Origin of the sequence: Kocuria cellulosilytica, from assembly GCF_040981245.1 — a bacterium.
Lineage (GTDB): Bacteria > Actinomycetota > Actinomycetes > Actinomycetales > Micrococcaceae > Kocuria > Kocuria cellulosilytica.
Map to the genome: position 1 here is coordinate 201,939 of NZ_JAVFWZ010000006.1, position 17,291 is coordinate 219,229.

14 protein-coding genes are annotated in these 17,291 nt (G+C 74.5%); 5 read left to right on the top strand and 9 right to left on the bottom strand.

Annotation, left to right across the window (positions count from 1 at the left end; translation table 11 throughout):
- Positions 1 to 85: 85 nt before the first annotated feature.
- Positions 86 to 928 carry a formate/nitrite transporter family protein gene (locus RCG67_RS11205; RefSeq protein ID WP_368826266.1) on the top strand — a complete coding sequence of 281 codons (843 nt, stop codon included), beginning with the start codon at positions 86 to 88 and terminating at the stop codon, positions 926 to 928.
- 262 nt (positions 929 to 1,190) lie between these two features.
- Positions 1,191 to 1,640, top strand: coding sequence for a cyanase (gene cynS / locus RCG67_RS11210; protein ID WP_368826268.1), 450 nt, complete (start codon positions 1,191 to 1,193; stop codon positions 1,638 to 1,640).
- Positions 1,641 to 1,840: 200 nt separating this feature from the next.
- Here cynS and RCG67_RS11215 read toward each other — a convergent pair whose 3' ends face one another.
- From RCG67_RS11215 to RCG67_RS11235, 5 genes are all read right to left on the bottom strand, one after another.
- On the bottom strand, positions 1,841 to 2,413 hold the full coding sequence (locus RCG67_RS11215) for a hypothetical protein (protein WP_368826270.1): 573 nt from the start codon (positions 2,411 to 2,413) through the stop codon (positions 1,841 to 1,843).
- Between the two features lie 215 nt (positions 2,414 to 2,628).
- Positions 2,629 to 3,132 carry a hypothetical protein gene (locus RCG67_RS11220; protein ID WP_368826272.1) on the bottom strand — a complete coding sequence of 168 codons (504 nt, stop codon included), beginning with the start codon at positions 3,130 to 3,132 and terminating at the stop codon, positions 2,629 to 2,631.
- Between the two features lie 277 nt (positions 3,133 to 3,409).
- The gene (locus tag RCG67_RS11225) at positions 3,410 to 5,824 is read right to left on the bottom strand and encodes a transglutaminaseTgpA domain-containing protein (protein WP_368826274.1); all 2,415 of its coding nucleotides are present in this window, start codon (positions 5,822 to 5,824) and stop codon (positions 3,410 to 3,412) included.
- Positions 5,821 to 7,128, bottom strand: a complete 1,308-nt coding sequence (locus RCG67_RS11230) for a DUF58 domain-containing protein (protein WP_368826276.1) — start codon at positions 7,126 to 7,128, stop codon at positions 5,821 to 5,823. Before RCG67_RS11230 ends, RCG67_RS11225 begins: the two co-directional genes overlap by 4 nt.
- Positions 7,129 to 7,181: 53 nt before the next feature.
- Entirely contained in the window at positions 7,182 to 8,132 is a 951-nt protein-coding gene (locus tag RCG67_RS11235) for an AAA family ATPase (RefSeq protein WP_368826326.1), read from the bottom strand.
- A 220-nt stretch (positions 8,133 to 8,352) separates the two neighbouring features.
- Between RCG67_RS11235 and RCG67_RS11240 the strand changes: the two genes are divergently transcribed.
- Positions 8,353 to 9,345, top strand: coding sequence for a TatD family hydrolase (locus RCG67_RS11240; protein ID WP_438612664.1), 993 nt, complete (start codon positions 8,353 to 8,355; stop codon positions 9,343 to 9,345).
- 505 nt (positions 9,346 to 9,850) lie between these two features.
- On the opposite strand, the gene RCG67_RS11245 is transcribed toward RCG67_RS11240, so the two are convergent.
- The gene (locus RCG67_RS11245) at positions 9,851 to 10,747 is read right to left on the bottom strand and encodes a DUF559 domain-containing protein (RefSeq protein WP_368826282.1); all 897 of its coding nucleotides are present in this window, start codon (positions 10,745 to 10,747) and stop codon (positions 9,851 to 9,853) included.
- A 293-nt stretch (positions 10,748 to 11,040) separates the two neighbouring features.
- Here RCG67_RS11245 and rsmA point away from each other — a divergent pair, with 293 nt between their 5' ends.
- Positions 11,041 to 11,943 carry a 16S rRNA (adenine(1518)-N(6)/adenine(1519)-N(6))-dimethyltransferase RsmA gene (rsmA, locus tag RCG67_RS11250; protein WP_368826284.1) on the top strand — a complete coding sequence of 301 codons (903 nt, stop codon included), beginning with the start codon at positions 11,041 to 11,043 and terminating at the stop codon, positions 11,941 to 11,943.
- Positions 11,940 to 12,887: a 4-(cytidine 5'-diphospho)-2-C-methyl-D-erythritol kinase gene (locus tag RCG67_RS11255; RefSeq protein ID WP_368826286.1), complete on the top strand. Its 948-nt coding sequence runs from the start codon at positions 11,940 to 11,942 to the stop codon at positions 12,885 to 12,887. Before rsmA ends, RCG67_RS11255 begins: the two co-directional genes overlap by 4 nt.
- A 70-nt stretch (positions 12,888 to 12,957) precedes the next feature.
- On the opposite strand, the gene RCG67_RS11260 is transcribed toward RCG67_RS11255, so the two are convergent.
- From RCG67_RS11260 to RCG67_RS11270, 3 genes are all read right to left on the bottom strand, one after another.
- Complete coding sequence (locus RCG67_RS11260; RefSeq protein WP_368826288.1) at positions 12,958 to 14,319, bottom strand: hypothetical protein; 1,362 nt, start codon at positions 14,317 to 14,319, stop codon at positions 12,958 to 12,960.
- A gap of 170 nt (positions 14,320 to 14,489) precedes the next feature.
- Positions 14,490 to 16,016 carry a lipopolysaccharide biosynthesis protein gene (locus RCG67_RS11265; protein ID WP_368826289.1) on the bottom strand — a complete coding sequence of 509 codons (1,527 nt, stop codon included), beginning with the start codon at positions 16,014 to 16,016 and terminating at the stop codon, positions 14,490 to 14,492.
- A complete protein-coding gene (locus RCG67_RS11270; protein ID WP_368826291.1) occupies positions 16,013 to 17,287 on the bottom strand; it encodes an O-antigen ligase family protein in 1,275 nt (424 codons plus the stop codon). The genes RCG67_RS11265 and RCG67_RS11270 overlap by 4 nt, the downstream gene beginning before the upstream one ends.
- Positions 17,288 to 17,291 lie beyond the last annotated feature (4 nt).

Below are 17,291 nucleotides of genomic sequence, written 5' to 3' on the forward strand. Positions count from 1 at the left end.
CGGCCAGACTCGGACGCACCGGGACCCGGGCACGTGCGGCGCGGGCCCCGGTGTCCTCCCGTCCGTCGAACAACGGAGCCATGCCATGTCCTACGTGCTGCCCGCAGACTTCGTCACCAAGATGATCGACGCCGGAGAGGCGAAGGTCTTCATGTCCACCCGTGACACCCTGATCAGGGCGTTCATGGCCGGCGCGATCCTCGCCCTCGCCGCGGCGTTCGCCGTCACGGTCACCGTGCAGACGGGCCAGGCGGTGGTCGGGGCCCTGCTCTTCCCGGTCGGCTTCTGCCTGCTGTACCTGCTCGGCTTCGACCTCCTGACCGGCGTGTTCACCCTGGTGCCGCTCGCGCTCATCGACAAGCGCCCCGGCGTCACGGTCCGCTCGATGCTGCGCAACTGGGGTCTGGTGTTCACGGGCAACTTCGCCGGCGCGTTCACCGTGGCCGTGATGATGGCCATCATCTTCACCTACGGCTTCTCCACCCCGCCCGACGAGGTGGGCCAGGCCATCGGCTCGATCGGCGAGGGCCGCACCGTCGGCTACGCGGAGTACGGCGCCGCCGGGATGCTCACGCTGTTCGTCCGGGCCGTGCTGTGCAACTGGATGGTCTCCACCGGGGTGGTCGCCGCCATGATGTCCACGAGCGTCTCCGGCAAGGTGATCGCCATGTGGATGCCCATCCTGCTGTTCTTCTACATGGGCTTCGAGCACTCGATCGTCAACATGTTCCTGTTCCCCTCCGGTCTCATCCTCGGCGGCGACTTCTCCGTCATGGACTACCTCGTGTGGAACGAGATCCCCACCGTGCTCGGCAACCTCGTGGGCGGGCTGACCTTCGTGGGGCTCACCCTCTACGCCACGCACGCCCGCACCGGGGCGTCCCGCGCCCGGCCCGTCCCGCAGGAGGACCGCGTCCCGGTCGCGTGAGCACGGGATCCGGAGGTCCGCCCGACGCCCCGTGCTCCTCTTAGGACGTCGCGCCCGGCCGGCTCGCGGCTGTCACCACGAGCTCGTCCCGTCCGACTTGCGGTCGTTCCCACCTGCTGGTCCCGTCCGGCGCACGGCTGTCACCGCCACCTCGCTCCGGCCGTTTCGTCACCGTCGCACCAGCTCACCGCCGTCCGCACCAGCTCGCCGTCCGACCGATCCGGCCACCCGACCCGTTCGCCGTCCTCCCGAGGAGTTCGAGATGACCCCCATCCTGTCCAAGTCCGGCGCCGCCGAGCTCGTGGCCGCGGCGCGGGTGCGCCGCGGCCTGTCCTGGCGCGAGATCGCCGACGAGATCCGCGCCCCGCACGTCTGGACGACCGCCGCGCTGCTGGGGCAGCACCCCATGACCCCGGAGCAGGCACGGCAGGTCTGCGACCTCCTGGGGCTGGACGGGACGGTCGCCGAGAGCCTGCAGCAGCAGCCGTCGCGCGGCACCGATCCGGCGCGGATGTCGGACCCCACGGTCTACCGGTTCGTGGAGGCGCTCTCCGTCTACGGGCCGGCCCTCAAGGAGCTCATCCACGAGGAGTTCGGTGACGGGATCATGAGCGCCATCAACTTCCGCGTCGACGTCTCGCGCCGCCCCGACCCGGACGGCGACCGCGTGGTGGTGACCTTCGACGGCAAGTTCCTCGACTACAAGTGGTGACTCCCCGCCCTCCGGTCCCGCACAGCGCCGAGTCCCCCGTCTGCCCGCAAGTCCCCTGGACCAATCGGGGGGAACTGCGAACACACGGGGGACTCGGCATTCGAGCCGGCTCATCGGGGCGGTACTGCGCGCCGGAGGGCCGCCTGAGAACAAGCGTGCTTCCCACGGAGCTCGTGGATCCGCGTGGCCACAGGACAGAACTACCGAACCCTCTTCGCGAACGGCGGTTCCTTCGCGGCCGCGTTGTCGAAGCTGTAACGGATGTCGTCCGGGATGCCGAGGGGGAACTGGTCCTCCGGAGCCCGGGACACCCGATACGTCTCGGTGATCCTCCCGTCCCCGACGGTGATGACGGCGGCGTGCGGACTCCGGTGCACGGCGAGCACCTCCAGACGGGGATGCAGGTCTTCGAAGTAGGACGGATAGGCTGCCAGGTCCAGCAGCACCTCGTACCACCACTCCCACTGCGCTCGCTCCTCGGCGCCGGATGGACGCCCGGTCGTGGACACCGCCTCACGTGCTTCCCGAGCGCGGGCGGCGAGGAAATCCTGCAGCGGCCGCAGATGCGGAAACGAGAGTTCCTGTCCGGAGGAAAGCTGGAGCTCCGTGCGATCGCCATCGAACCGCACAGTGGACACCTGGGCGCGGCCGGCACCACATCGCTGCTCGAAGACTCCGATGAGCCGAAGGGCCGTGGCCGGCGAGTGCTCTTCCGGGGCCTCCGTCCGTGCTGGCAGCGCGTCGTCCTCGGGTCCTCGGTCGTGTGCGGGCATCGGGGAGCCACTCTTCCGTTCTCATGTTCTGTGGCTGTTCTGTCAGCTCTCGCGAGGGTCTCCGCGAGACATACGACGCGCCCCAAGGTCTTTCGTCCTGTGGCCGCGCCGGCCACAGCTTCCTCGGGACGCCGGGGCCCCGCACCGTTGAGAACGTGGGCCGCGGCGCAACGGGGAGCCCGGCTCATCGGGTGCAGGGCTCCCCGTCGTGCTCCCTACTGCGGAAAGACCGTCCAGGGGCTCTCCTCCCAGTTCGTCCACTGGCCGAAGAGCCAGTCCCCGGCCGGACGCACCTGGAACCGGACGGAGTGGTACACCTCCTCGGCGCCTGTCTCCGTGTTGGGAACGTCTCGCACGTAGGAGAGGGTCCGGGGATTGGCGTCCTTCACATAGACCCAGTGCCGCTTCTCCACCGGCCCCTGCCTGTCGTCGGGATTGCCACCGCCATCCTTTTCCCACAGCTGGCTCTCGACACTGAGGGTGGTGTCCGGCTTGCACTTGACCGTGACACGGAGCAGCACCGACTGGCCGTTGTTCTGGCTCTTCGGCGCGAGAGGCGTGACAGTGCATCCGTCGCGCGTGGTGGCGGCCTGCGCCGGGGCGACGGCGAGAGTGGATCCGGCGAGGGCGAGGAGCGTTCCGGCCACGAGCACCCTGGTTCGGGAAGAACGTCGGCGTGAGGAGGTGTGAGCGGCATCCGGGTGCTGGGAAGCGAACATGGCAGATGGTCCTGACGTGAGGGAGCGGATGGAGCGGGGACGTGCTTCCATCCGACATCTCGGGGAAGCACTGCATGGGACGAGCGATGTGTTCGCCGCTCTCGCCGGGTGGTGTTCCGACCGGGCGGCCCTGCATGAGTCAAGAGTGACCGATGGATCATCCGCTGGAGTCCGCCTCCGGGTGGAGAATTCCTGTCCATCCGTGGTTGTACGCGGTGCGAATGGTGGGCCGGGGCTCGGCTGAACCCCTGTCGTGCGTCGGCACGTCCTATCCCGTTCAGCGCCGGGCGGTCACGGAGCGGGGAAACCACCGGGCCCGCCCGGCGCCGGGTCCGCCGCGCTCGGCCAGGGCCGACCGCAGCGCCGTGACGTCCGCCGGCGCGGCCTCGGGCGACCACGCCGCGGTGCCCGGCGCGTAGAGGGCCTGCTCCACGTCCCGGCCGAGGCGTCCCAGCGGCGCCGCGGCCGCCGGTAGCAGGGCGCCGAGCCGGTCGACGAACGCCCGGGGCGTCTCCGCGGCGGCGCGGCCCACGCCGTGGTCGACGGCGAGGTCCTCGACCTCGGCCCACCCTGCCAGGGCCCGCTGCGGTGCGGGGGCCTCCTCGTCGCCCAGGACCCGGAGCCGGCGAAGGCGCCGCCGCGACCGGAGCAGCCGGGGGAGCGCAGCCAGCAGGGCGAGCAGCGCGGCGGCCAGCCCCCCGGCGAGCCAGGCCGGCCACACCGCCGGTTCGGCGTCCTCCTCGGGCGCCGGCGCGGCGGAGGACTCCGGGGTCGGCACGGCCGTCGGCTCGGCCGAGGGCGCGTCCGTCTCGGAGCTGTCCGCCGTGCTCGCGGGGGTGGGGGCGTCGGTCGGCTCACCGGTGGGCTCCGCGGTGCCCTCGCCCTCCTGCGACTGCCCGTCCCCGTCCTGGGAGCCCTCGGCGGCGTAGCCGGGGAGGTCGCCCGTGCCGGGGGTCGGCTCGAAGCGCACCCAGCCGGAGCCCTCGAACCACAGCTCCGGCCACGCGTGGGCGTCGCGGGGCAGGACCGGAAAGGCGCCCGGGTCCGCCGCGGCCCCGAAGGGCTCCTCGGCCTCCGGCGCGGCGCCCGGTGCCGCGTCCGCGGCGTCCGTCCCGGTGGCCGGGAGGTAGCCGACCGCCACGCGGGCGGGGATGCCCAGCTCCCGGGCCATGACCGCCATCGCCGGGGCGAAGTGCCCGGCGTAGCCCGTGCGCACGGCCAGGAACTCCTCGAGGGAACCCATGCCGCCGGCGTCGTAGCCCTGGGCGAGCGGGGCGTCCACGTCGTAGCGGAACTCGTCGGAGCGCAGCCACTCCTGCAGGGCCAGGGCCTGGTCGAACGCCGTGGGGGCGTCGCCGGCGCGCTCCCGGGCGGCGTCCTGGAGGGCCGCCGGGGACTGCTCGGGCAGCTCCAGGTACGGGGCGAGCTCCGGGGTCTCCGGCGCGGCAGGGGCCTCGCGCAGCTGCGCGGAGGTGGGCTCGGGTGCGACCGAGCGCACCTCGTAGGCCGTGCCCTGCGGAGGGACCTGCCCCCCGTGCACGGCGAGGTCCCGGGGGCTCCAGGCCCAGTCGCCGTCCTCGAGCCCCGTCACGCCCACGGGCGCCCACGGCAGCGGCAGCCAGCGCTCCGACCAGTCCCGCAGCTCCACGGCGGTGGTGCGCTCGGGGCCGTCGCCCACCGGCTGCAGCGGGGTGGGCGCGAGGGTGCCGGGCCCGGGCTCCAGCCCGGTGCTGTCCGGGAACCACTCCGCGCCGGAGAAGTCGGTCAGGGTGAGCACCCGCAGCAGCTCGGGCTCGCCGGTGCTCGTGGTGTACTCCAGGCGCGGCAGCTGCTCCGCGGAGCGCAGGTCCTGGCCCACGGCCCGCAGCGGGCCCACCCCGGAGGCGCGCTCGCCGGCGAGGCCGCTGCCCTGCGGGAACGCGCCGTTGACGAAACCGGGGACCAGGCCCGGGACCAGCAGGGTCACGGCGAGCACCCCGGCGCCCACCACGAGGGCCCGCGGCCAGCTGCCCGGTGCCGCCGCGGTGCGGGGCTCCCGCACCGCGCCGAAGCGCCGTCCGCCGCCGAGCAGGACCAGGGCGGCGAGCACGGCGGCCGCCGTCCCGGCCGCCCCCACGCTCTCCGGGAGCACCAGGGCGGGCACCACCAGCAGCGCCAGCACGCCGAGCGCGCTGAGCCCCGGCAGCCGCAGCGCCACGAGCACGGTGTCCACGAACAGGGTCACGGCCCCGGTCACCAGGGCCGCGACGAACGCGAGCGCCGCGGCGTCCGGGTACGGGGCGGGCCGCTCCGCGGCGACCCCGGCCGCCTCCTGCCACAGCTGCGCGGCGAGAGCCAGGCTCCCCGGGGTGGGGACCAGGCCGAGCAGCGCGGGCTCCCGCAGGAACAGCACCGTGAGCACGAGCACCAGGGCGCCGGCGCCGAACAGCGGGGCCAGCGCGCCCGGCAGCCGCAGCACCCGGGACGTCGCGGTCGCGGCGACCACGGCGAGGGCGGCGAGCAGCGACCCCGGCACCCACCCGGTGCCGTCGAGGACGCCGGTCAGGGCCACGAGGGACAGCCAGACCGCCGCGAGGACCGTGCCGGCCAGGCCCAGGACGGCGCCCACCGGGCGGCGGACCAGCGTTCCCGGGGTCTCCGGCGGCCCGGCGGCGACCGGTGCGGCCGACGGGGCGCGGACGGCGGCGCTCACCGGACGGCTCCGGCCGTGCGGGCCCCGGTGCCCAGCTGCGCCCACGCGTCCTCGGGCGCGGCGGAGGCCGGCACGACGACGACGGACCAGCCCGCCGCCTCCAGCACCGCCGCCCCGTCCGGGTCCCGGCCGGGGGAGGAGCCCACCAGCACGGCGCTGCCGGCGGCGGCCCGCTGCGTGCCGCCCAGGACCCGCTCGGCGGCCGGCGCCGAGAGGTCCCCGGAGACCAGCAGCACGGGGTGGACCAGCCCGTCCCGGTCGAACCGGTCGGCCAGCGGGTCCTCGGCGGTCCCGCCGGTGGCCGACGTACGCGGCGCGGGATCCGGACGCACCCGCGCCAGTCCGTGCCGGGCGTCCTCGGCGCCGTCGTCGGTGACGGCCGCGGTGCGGGCGGGTGCGTCGTCGTCGTCCTCGCCGCCGCGGGGGAGCGGGCGGCCGAAGGTGTCGAGGGCGTGCACGGCGGTCTCGCGCTGGGTGAGGTGCTCGAGCACGGCGGCGGTGAAGGACACGGCCCACTCGAACTCCGCGGTGCTGGGGAGCACGCCCGCCCACAGCCGCTCGCCGGGCCAGGAGGCCTCGCCGCGGTCCAGGACCAGGACGAGGCGGCGGGTGCTGCGGGGGTCCTCCTGGCGGACCATCAGCCGGCCCTGCTTGGCGGAGGCGGCCCAGTGGACCCGCCGCATGGGGTCCCCGTGCCGGTACTCGCGGGTGGTGACGTTGTCGGGGCCCGGCTGCGGCTGCGCCGTCCGGGACGGGTCGGTGCCGGACTCCCGCAGCCGGTCGGCGCTGATCTCCGGCAGCTCCACGGGGTCCGGGGCCACGTGCAGGGACGTCCGCTCGGAGGCGTCGAGCAGCTCGGCGGCGAGCCCGAACGGGTCGGCGACCCGCACCGTGGCCGGGCCCAGGGCGTACACGCCGCGGCGGCGCGGCCGCACCGTGTAGGCGGCGGGCTCCCCGCTCGCCGTCACGCTCAGCTCGCGGTCCCCGCCCAGCGGCTCGGGCACCGTCTCGTGCACGGCCACCGCACCGGTGACCGTGCCGCCGCGCCGGGTCCGGTGCCGCACGCGCAGCCGGACCACGGCCGAGTCCCCGGCCGTCACGAGCGCCGGCTCCACGCCGCGCTTGAGCAGCACCCTCGGCTTGACCACGTACAGGGACAGCGCCGCGAACAGCGGGGCCCCGCCCAGGAACAGGGCCAGCGCCAGCACGTCCTTGCGGCCCAGCCAGGTGGCCAGCAGCAGGCACAGCGCGCCCGCCCCGAGGAACGCCCAGCCGCGCCCCGTGAACCGGGCACGGGAGTCCACGGGCTGCTCCGCACGCTCGCCCTCCGCCGTCCGGCCCGGATCCGGCCGGCGGCTCATCGGGTCCGGGGGGTGTGCTCGGCCGGGACCCGCACCTCGTCCAGCACCGCCCGCACCAGCTCCTCCGCGGAGTCCGTGCCGGCGCGGCGGTCCAGGATCAGGCGGTGGGCGAGCACGGGCACCGCGACCGCCCGCACGTCGTCGGGCAGGACGTACTCCCGCCCGCTCAGGGCGGCCTCCGCGCGGGCCGCGGCCTGCAGCTGGAGCAGCGCCCGGGGACTGGCGCCCAGCCGGATCTGCGGGTGCGAGCGCGTGGCCTGGCCCAGGGCCACCACGTAGGCGCGCACCGCGTCCGAGACGTGGATGCCGCGCACGTGCGCCACCAGGCGGGCCGCGTCCTCGACGGAGACCACCGGCTGCAGGCCCGCCAGCGGGGAGCCGCCGCCGTGGTCGGTGAGCATCGTCATCTCCGCCTCGGTGTCCGGGTAGCCCATCGAGATCCGGGCCGTGAACCGGTCCCGCTGCGCCTCCGGGAGCGGGAACGTGCCGTCCATCTCCACGGGGTTCTGCGTGGCCACCACCATGAACGGGCTCGACAGCCGGTAGGTGGTGCCGTCCGCCGTGACCTGTCCCTCCGCCATGCACTCGAGCAGCGCGGACTGGGTCTTGGCCGAGGCCCGGTTGATCTCGTCCCCGATCACCACGTTGGCGAACACCGGGCCCGGCTTGAACTCGAACTCGCGCCGAGCCTGGTCGTAGACCGAGACGCCCGTGATGTCCGTGGGCAGCAGGTCCGGGGTGAACTGCACGCGCGAGACCGTGCCGCCGATCGCGCTCGCCAGCGTGCGTGCCAGCATGGTCTTGCCCACGCCCGGCACGTCCTCGACCAGCAGGTGCCCGCCGGCCAGCAGCACGCTCAGAGCCGTGCGCGCCGCCTCGGGCTTGCCGTCGATCACCGCGTTGATCCGGTCCAGGATCGCTTGCGTGTACTGGGGGAAGGACTCCATGGGCTCCTCGGCTTCCTGCTCGGGCTGCTGCTCCCAGTATGTCCGCACGGGGCGCAGCTCGTAGATTGGTCGGGGCGGAACGTGCCCGCGTGTTCCGCCCCGGTCCCGGACCGGCCGGAGCTCACCGGATCCGTCCGTCTCTTCGCGACCCGCTCTTTTCCTTCCCCATTTCATCCCGATCCTTTCCGAGGTGCCGCCCGTGACCGACCCCAACGCCACCCTGCTCACCGCCTCCCTGTGGCCGGACCCCGCCGCGCGGCCCGCTCCCGCCCCGGGTGCGGTCCCCGCCGCCTACGAGCCCGAGCACTACGCCGTGCCCGAGGACGTCCCCGCGGGGGAGGGCACCCGGCGGCGCTCCGCCCAGGCCGACGACGGGCGCCGCCGCAACCTCTCCTACCCGCCTGCGCCGGAGCCGCTGCCGCACCCGGTGGCCGACAACCACACCCACCTGGACCTGCAGGACGGCCGGGTCCAGGTCTCGGTGCGCGACGCCGCGGACGCCGCCGCCCTCGCCGGCGTGGGCGGGCTCGTCCAGGTCGGCTGCGACGTCCCGTCCTCCCGCTTCGCCGTGGCCGCCGCCGGGGCCGACCCCCGGGTGCTCGCCGCGGTGGCGCTGCACCCCAACGAGGCGCCGAAGCTCGCGGCCGCCGGGGCCCTCGACGAGGCGCTCGCCGCGATCCGGGAGCTCGGGGAGCACGAGCGGGTGCGGGCCTTCGGCGAGACCGGCCTCGACTACTTCCGCACCGAGGGACAGGGCCGGGAGCACCAGAAGGCGTCCTTCCGGGAGCACATCCGCTTCGCGAAGGAGACCGGCAAGGCGCTGCAGATCCACGACCGGGACGCCCACGCCGACGTCGTCGCCGTCCTGCTGGAGGAGGGCGCCCCCGAGCGCACCGTGTTCCACTGCTTCTCCGGGGACGAGGAGCTCGCGCGGATCTGCAACGAGCACGGCTGGTACATGTCCTTCTCCGGCACCGTCACCTTCAAGAACAGCCACGACCTGAAAGCCGCGCTGCGCACCGCCCGCCCCGAGCTCGTGCTCACCGAGACCGACGCGCCGTTCCTCACCCCGCACCCCTACCGGGGCCGGCCCAACGCCAGCTACGTGGTCAACTACACGGTGCGCGGCATGGCCGGGATCCTGGAGCAGGAGCTGGAGCCGCTGTGCGAGCGCCTCTGGTCGAACACGGTGGAGGTCTACGGCCAGTTCTGACCCGTTCCCTGGCCCCGCCCCTCCCTCCTGCCCCCTCCACCCCATCCGCATCACCGAGTCCCCACATCTCGGCTGCCCACGGGTGCCGAGTCCCCACGTTGCGGCGCCCGACATCGCTGACTCCCCACACTGTGGCGTCTTGCATCGCCGAGTCCCCAGGCTGTGGTGCCTCGCATAGCCGAGTCCCCAGGCTGTGGCGTCTTGCATCGCCGACTCCCCACGTTGTGATGCCTGGCATATCCGAGTCCCCAAGGCCCGGCTGATCTTGTGCGCCGAGTCCCCACACTGTGGCGTTCACAGACGGCGAGCCCCCAGAGCCATCGCAATTCCCCAGGAACATTCATGGGGAAACACGGAAAACCTGGGGGTTCGACGGCATACCGTCGCTCACCCCCGGAAAACGGTGTGGCGCAGCAGGGCGGGTGGTGCGGCACGGTCCGGTCACTGCGGTGGCGGGGTGCCGCAACGGTGGGCGGGGCCGGGGGTGCGGGTCAGCGAGTGCGGGTCAGCGGGTGACGGCTGAGCGGCGCAGGGCAGCTTCGACCCGGGCGACGGTCGTGGCGGGGGAGCGCACGACGTCGTGCCAGCCCACCCGGATGACGGTCCACCCCAGCTCCTGGATCTCGATCTCGCGCCGTCGCTCGTTGCGGATCACGGTGGCGGCGGAGTCCGCGTACTTCGTCTCGCCGTCGAACTCGAGCACGAGCCGCTGCTCGGGCCATGCGAAGTCCGCCCGGTAGGACCCCGTCCGTCCCACGATCACCCACTGCAGTTCCGGCGCCGGCAGGCCGGACTCCGCCAGCATCAGGCGGGTGAGGGTCTCACCCACGGACTCGGAACGCGTGTCCATGGCGTCCAGCACGCGCCGCGCCCGGCGCACGCCCCGTCGGCCCGCCCACTCCGACAGGCGGTTCTCCAGCGCGATCCGCGTGAGACCGAAGCGGTGCGCCTGGTCCGCCAGGACCACGGCGTCGGTGAAGGGCAGCAACCGGGCGCAGTCCAGCAGCGTGCGCTCGCCCGAGGTGGCACGCAGGCCATGGATCGTGACGATGTCTGTCTCGGGCAGCGGCTCCTGATGCCTGACGACTCCGGCGTATCCGTTGTGGGTTCCCTGGCCCGGCCGGGTGAGCGTGTGCAGGCGGGCGGGGACACGGCGCAGATGGAGGCCGTGCACGAGGGCGGCCGAGGCGAGACAGAACACCGGTGGCACGGAGGCAGCGCGGGTGAGCGCCCGGTGCCGGAGCAACGACTGCTCCTCGGGCCTGAGCTGCCGGTAGCCGTCCGACGACGTGAAGTAGCCGGGGTGGACCCGGTGGAGCTCGCCGACACGGAGTCGACGCCGGATCTCGTGGCCGCTGAGGCCGGTGTCGTGCAACTGGGTGAGGCTCATGAGCTCGGTCATGCCCTGTTGATAGCTGGAACGACGTCTCGGTGGTCCGGCGCCGCCGCGATGAAGAACAAGCGCACGACATGGACATGCAACACAGAAATGGGGAGTGGAAATGGCGTTCCCGCCGAGCCCCCAATCCAGTCGCATTTCCCCATGCCGATTCCTGGGGACACGGAACAACATTGGGGACTCGACGCCCGCGGGGGGTGGAGCGTGGGGACTCGGCGGCAGAGGCGGCAGAGGCGGCAGACGGACGGGGAGAGGCAGGGCGCGGGGCGAGGGAGTGCGGCCGATACGATGGCTCGGTGACTGAATCCAGTGCTCCAGAGCCCGCCGCCCGCGCCCTGCTGGGACCCGCGGAGATCCGCGCGCTCGCGGAGCAGCTCGGCATCCGGCCGACCAAGACGCTCGGGCAGAACTTCGTGATCGACCCCAACACGATCCGGAGGATCATCGCCGCCGCACGGCTGGGCGAGCACGAGACGGTGCTGGAGGTGGGACCGGGGCTCGGCTCGCTGACCCTCGGGCTGCTGGACGCCGCCGAGCAGGTCGTGGCCGTGGAGATCGACCCGCCGCTGGCGGCGCAGCTGCCGCACACGGTGGAGCGGCTGCGCCCCGAGCTGGCGGGCCGGCTGACCGTGCTCGAGCAGGACGCCATGCGCGTCGAGGAGCTGCCCGCCGAGCCCACCGCCCTGGTGGCGAACCTGCCGTACAACGTGGCCGTCCCGGTGCTGCTGCACCTGCTGGCCCGCTTCCCCTCGATCCGCCGTGGGCTGGTGATGGTGCAGGAGGAGGTCGCGGACCGGCTGGCCGCCGCGCCGGGCTCCAAGGTCTACGGGGTGCCGTCGGTGAAGGCCTCGTGGTACGCCGAGGTCACCAAGGCCGGGACCATCGGGAAGAACGTGTTCTGGCCGGCCCCGAAGATCGCCTCGGGGCTGGTGCGCTTCGTGCGCCGCGAGCAGCCGGTGGCGGACGTGGACCGGGAGCTGGTGTTCGCGGCGGTGGACGCGGCCTTCGCCCAGCGGCGCAAGACGCTGCGGGCCGCCCTGGCCGGGTGGGCGGGCTCCGCCGCGGCGGCCGGGGAGATCCTCGCGGCGGCCGGGATCGACCCGGGCGAGCGCGGCGAGAAGCTGGACGTGCACGCGTTCGCCCGGATCGCCCAGGCCGGCGCCGCCGCGGGACTGACCGCGGGGGTGCGCGGGGCATGACCGCCACACCGCGCCCGGAGCGGGCCGCCGCCCCCGGGAAGGTCAACCTGTTCTTCGCCGCGGGCCCGCCGCGCCCGGACGGCTACCACGACGTCGCGAGCCTGTACTGCGCGGTGAGCACGGGGGAGACCGTGACGGCCGCACCGACCCGGGGCGCCGGCACCAGCGTGGGCGTGGCGGCGGTCCCGGGCTCGCTCGTGGCCCAGCAGATCGACCGGGGGACGTTCACCCTGGACGCGGTGCCCACCGACGGGTCCAACCTGGCGGTCCGGGCCGCCGAGGCCGTGCTCGCGCGCTTCCCGCGGCTCTCGGGCGGACTGCACCTGCAGATCGAGAAGGCCGTGCCGGTGGCCGGCGGCATGGGCGGGGGCTCCGCGGACGCCGCAGCGGCCCTGCTCGCCGTGAACCGGCTCGCCGCCCGCGTCTCCGGGGAGCCCGCGCTCGACGACGACGCGCTGCTGCAGCTCGCGGCCGGCCTCGGCGCCGACGTGCCGTTCGCGCTGACGGGCGGGGCGGCCGTGGGCACCGGGACGGGGGCGCACCTGCGGCCGGTGCCGGTCGGAGCGCCGCTGCACCTGGTCCTGGTGGCGGCCGAGGCCGGGCTGTCGACGCCCGCGGTCTACGCCGAGCTGGACCGCCTGCGCACGCACGAGGACGTCCCGCCGCCCCGGCTGCCGGCGGGCCTCGAGGAGGCCCTGCGCACCGGGCAGGCCGCCGAGCTGGCCCCGCTGCTGGCCAACGACCTGCAGGCCGCGGCCCTCTCGCTCGCCCCGCAGCTGGCGCCCGTGCTGGCCGCCGGTGCGGCCGCCGGCGTCCTGGCGAGCTTCGTGTCCGGGTCCGGGCCCACCGTGGCCCATCTCGTGGCGGAGGCTGCTGCGGCCGAGGACCTCGCGGACGTGCTCAGGGGCCAGGGAGCGCCCGCTCTCGCGGTGCGGGCTCCCTGACCCCTGGCGTTCGACCGCCGGCGCCTGGATCGGACCTGACCTCCCGGGTTCAGGCGGCGCCGGCGGACGGTCAGCGGTGCTGCGGCCCGGTCTCCTGGGCGGGCACCGGGTCCGCCGCCGGGCGGGTCTGGCGCTGCACCACGAACGCGGGCACCACGGCGGCGCCGCGGCCGCTGAGCCGCTCGAAGCGCTCCTCGAACCGGCGCAGCCGGCCCCGGGGCTCCACGGCCAGCACCACGCCGTCGACCCGGTCGGTGAGGGCGGCCAGCTCGGCCGCCCCGGCCCGCGGCGGGACCGTGGCCACGAGCAGCGAGGGCGTGGTGTCGTCCATGCCCAGCCAGTTCGTGTCGCCCAGCGGACCCACGGCCTCGGTGAGCGTGTCCGCGCCCACGACCTCGACGGTGCCGCCCCACGAGGAGACCACGTTGTCCAGGGCCCGGACGACGACCGCCGCCTGACCGGGCAGGGTCGAGTGCACGGCGATCCGGGAGCCGGGCCGCGGCACGGCGCGGTCCTCGTCCTGGGCGAGCCGGCGCAGCAGCTCGAGGGCGCCGTCCTCGTCGTCCTCGGAGTTCAGCACCACCACGGGCGAGCCGGTCGCGTCGGCGAGCCGGTCGGGCCGGCGCACGCTGCGGTCCGCGCGCTCCCGGAGGGCTCCGGCGAGGGCGCCGAGCACCAGCCCGCCGACCAGCCCGCCGGCCACGAAGAGCAGCAGCCCGGCTGAGGAGGGCTCCTGCGGCGGCGTGGCCTCGCTGATCACGCGGCCCGGGGTCGGGGCGATGAGAGCCAGGGCCGTGCGCTGCTCGCGCAGCTGCCGCAGGGAGGAGGAGTCGTCGTCGCTGCGCTCGAGGCCGGCGATGGACCGGTCGATGCGCTGCAGGGTGTCGTCGGCGGTGGTCTGCACGTCCTCGCCGCGGTCGGCGAGGTACGCGGTGGCCAGGGCGTTGGCCCGCTCGGCGGCCTGGTCGGGGTCGTCGGCGGTGACCGTCACCCGGAGCACCTGGGTGTCGTCCGGGGCAGTGGTCGAGAGCCGCTCGAGCAGGTCCTCGGCCAGTGCGGGGTCGGCCTCCTCGACGGGGACGTCCTGCAGCAGGGCCGCGGCCCGCAGGGTGATGCGCTGGGAGGCCATCGTGGCCATCTCCGTCTGCATCTCGACGTCCTCGAAGCCGGAGTCGCCCGTGAGCGGGTTCACCGCGCTCGGGGTGACGGTCATCGAGGCGGTCGCCTGGTAGGTCGGCGGCCACAGCAGGCCCGCGACCACGGCGGCGGCCAGGACCACGAGCCAGGTGCTGAGGATCGTGGGCCAGCGGCGCAGGACGCGGCGCCACGGCGGCGTCGGGTCCGCCGGCTCCGGGCGGCGCGGCCGGGTCCGGACGGTGTCGTCCCGGGTCCGGCGCCGGTCGGCGCCGATGGTGTTCAGAGTCTCGCTCATGTGGATTTCCCCCCTGGTGGATCGCGGGTCGTCTCGGACGGTGCGGCCGTGCCCGGCGTCCGCCCCCCGGCGGATCGCCGACCGCGGCCTCTCGGAAGCGCTGCCGAGTCCAGCCCGGCCGGCGGCGTCCTGATCCGATGTCGATCGATTTGAATGTTACAGATGCAAACTCAGCGGGACCACAGCAGGACCCGGGAACTGCGTGGCCTCTTCGGGCCACACGCCTCGGCGTCCGTCCCCCGGACGGCGGTCCGGCCCCGGAGCACGAGCACCGCCGCGGCGCCGGCCACCAGCAGACCGGTCAGCGCGAGGTGCACGAGCAGTCCGGTGGTGCCGGAGCCGAGCAGGGCGCGGACCGCCAGCCCGCCGCCGCCGGTGAGCACCGCGGCGGCCGCGGCGATGGCGCCCACCACGGACCAGCGCGGGGCGATGCCGAGCAGCCGCACGGACTGGAACAGGGCCAGTCCCGTGTCGGTGAGCACCGACGCCGCCCATGCCGTGGCCGCCCCCACGAGGCCCCACTGCGGGATCAGCCACAGGTTCAGGGTCACCGCCACGGCCAGGGCGGCGGACTTGTTCATCAGCTGCCAGCGGCTGCGCCCGGCCATCAGCAGCAGGGACTGCACCCCGCCGGCCGAGACGGCCAGGAGCATGGCGGAGGCGATGACGAGCATCGCGGGGTAGCCGGACTCGAAGCCCTCGCCGAAGAAGGACAGGATGACCGGCCCGAACAGCAGCAGCGTGAGGTAGAAGGGCCAGGCGCCGGCCACGAGCACCGCGGTGGTGCGGGTGAACACGGACCGGGCGGTGGCGAGGTCGTCGACCGCCAGTGCCGCGCTGATGGACGGGCCCGTGACGATGCGCGCGGTGTGGTCGAGCATGGCGCCCACCCGGATGCACCGGTTGACCACGCCGTAGACGCCCGCGGCGGCGGGGCCCAGGAACGCGGCCACGAGCAGCACGTCGAGCCACTCGAGCAGAGCCTCGACGAAGGCGGTCACGCCGCGGGCGGAGGAGAAGGACCAGAACGCCCGCCGCTGCACCGCCGTCCCCGGCGGGGCCGCGGCCCCGGGCTCGTCGCGCAGACCTCGGAGGTACCGGCGCAGCAGCACGAGGGCGAGCACGGCGACCACGGCGACCGGCACCGTCCACGCGGCGGTGAGGGCCAGCAGCCCTCCGCCGGCGAGGACGACGGCGAGGACGCCGAGCACCCGCAGCGAGGGCAGCACCACGTTCTGCAGGAAGGAGAAGGTCGGCACCCGGTGCAGCCCGCGCAGGGCGCCGAAGGCGAGGTTGAGCACGGCGCCGAGCACCAGGAAGGGCGCGGCGAGCAGGACGGCGGGGCCGACGCCCTCGGGCAGGACCCCCGGCAGGGCCGTGAGCACGGCCGCCGTGGCGGCCACGCCCGCGGCGAGCACGAGCACCGGGCGCCCCGCGATCCGCAGCACCCCGGTCACCGCGGAGCCCTGGCCCCGGGCGGTGAGGGCGGGGACCGCCCGCACCAGCCCGGTGTCGGCGCCGAAGGTCGACAGGGTCGTGGCGATCGCCAGCACGGCCACCACCTGGAAGAACTGCCCCGCCGCCGCCGCGCCCGAGGCGTTGGAGACCACCAGCGTGGCGGCGAAGGCCAGCCCCGCCCCGGTGACCACGAAGACGAAGGTCAGCGAGCCCGAGCGCGCCAGCGGCTGCGGGCTCACAGCCCCTCCCCGTAGCGCCGGGAGCGCAGCAGCACGGCCAGGCTCAGGCTGATCAGGATGAACTGCACCGCGTCCAGGCCGTAGTAGGTGAAGAACAGGCACGCGGCCACGGGCGCGGAGTGCACGAGCAGCCCGGTGGTGCTGCGGACCTTCAGGGTCATCAGCGTGGTCCCGTGCAGGTAGGCCATGAACAGGCCCAGGCCCACGAGCCCGTAGCAGAACATCAGGGTCCAGACGTAGCCCTGGGTGCCCATCTCGATGCCGACGGTCTCGTCGTAGAGGGGCGCCCCGTAGCCCAGCAGCGGCGAGTCCAGGGTGGCCAGGAAGGTGTCCCGGTACAGGTCGGAGCGGGTGCCCGTGCTGTCGCTGTACTCCTGCCGGCCCATGATCCGCTCGACGGCGCCGCTGGCCACGAGCCAGCCGCCGACGGCGGCCACGCCCGCGATCCCGGCCAGGGCGACCCCGATCCGGCCCCGCAGGACCATCCGGACCATCACGTACCCGAGCGCCACGGCGATGCCGAGGAACATGCCCCGGTTGGTCGTGGCCACGGCCGGGGCGAGCGAGGCCAGCAGCCCGGCCACGATCAGCAGGTGCCGGGCGCGGAAGCGCACCGTGGTCAGGTAGGCGAGCACCAGGGGCGTGAGGAGCACGAACCCGGAGCCCCACCCGTTGGTGTACGGGAACGGGGCGGCCGGCCGGTTGTAGGGCTCGGGCGCCCCCCAGGGCATCTGGACCTCCGCGAGGGGCGGGAAGAAGAAGTTCTGCACGAGCGCGTTGGAGGTGATGCCCTCCGGCAGCAGCAGCCCGATCGGGGTGGTCAGCCGCGCCTCGGGGATCACGAACGTCAGCAGGCCGAGTCCCACGAGCGTGGCCCACGCGACCACGGCGGCCCGCAGGAACCGCCGGTGGTCCAGGGTCTCCCGGGCGTTCCAGTAGTAGACGAAGTAGATCAGCGCGGCGAAGATGTTCACCCAGCGCAGCGCGAAGCCCATCCAGGAGCCGAAGCCCTCGATCTGCACCGAGCTCGCCGCCATCCAGAGCAGGAACACGCCGAGCACCCACGCCGGCCACGGGACCGTGGTGCCGCGGCGGAGCACGAGCAGGAAGAGCATGGCCACGGCGAGCAGCGCCGGGGCGAACTGCAGGGCCCCGGAGGCCCAGATCAGCGGCAGCCCCCAGAACAGGACCAGCAGCGGCCAGGCGGGCAGGGCGGCGGTGGTGCGGCGGACCGGGGCCGGCCGCACCACCGAGGGACTCAGGAGGGCCACGGCA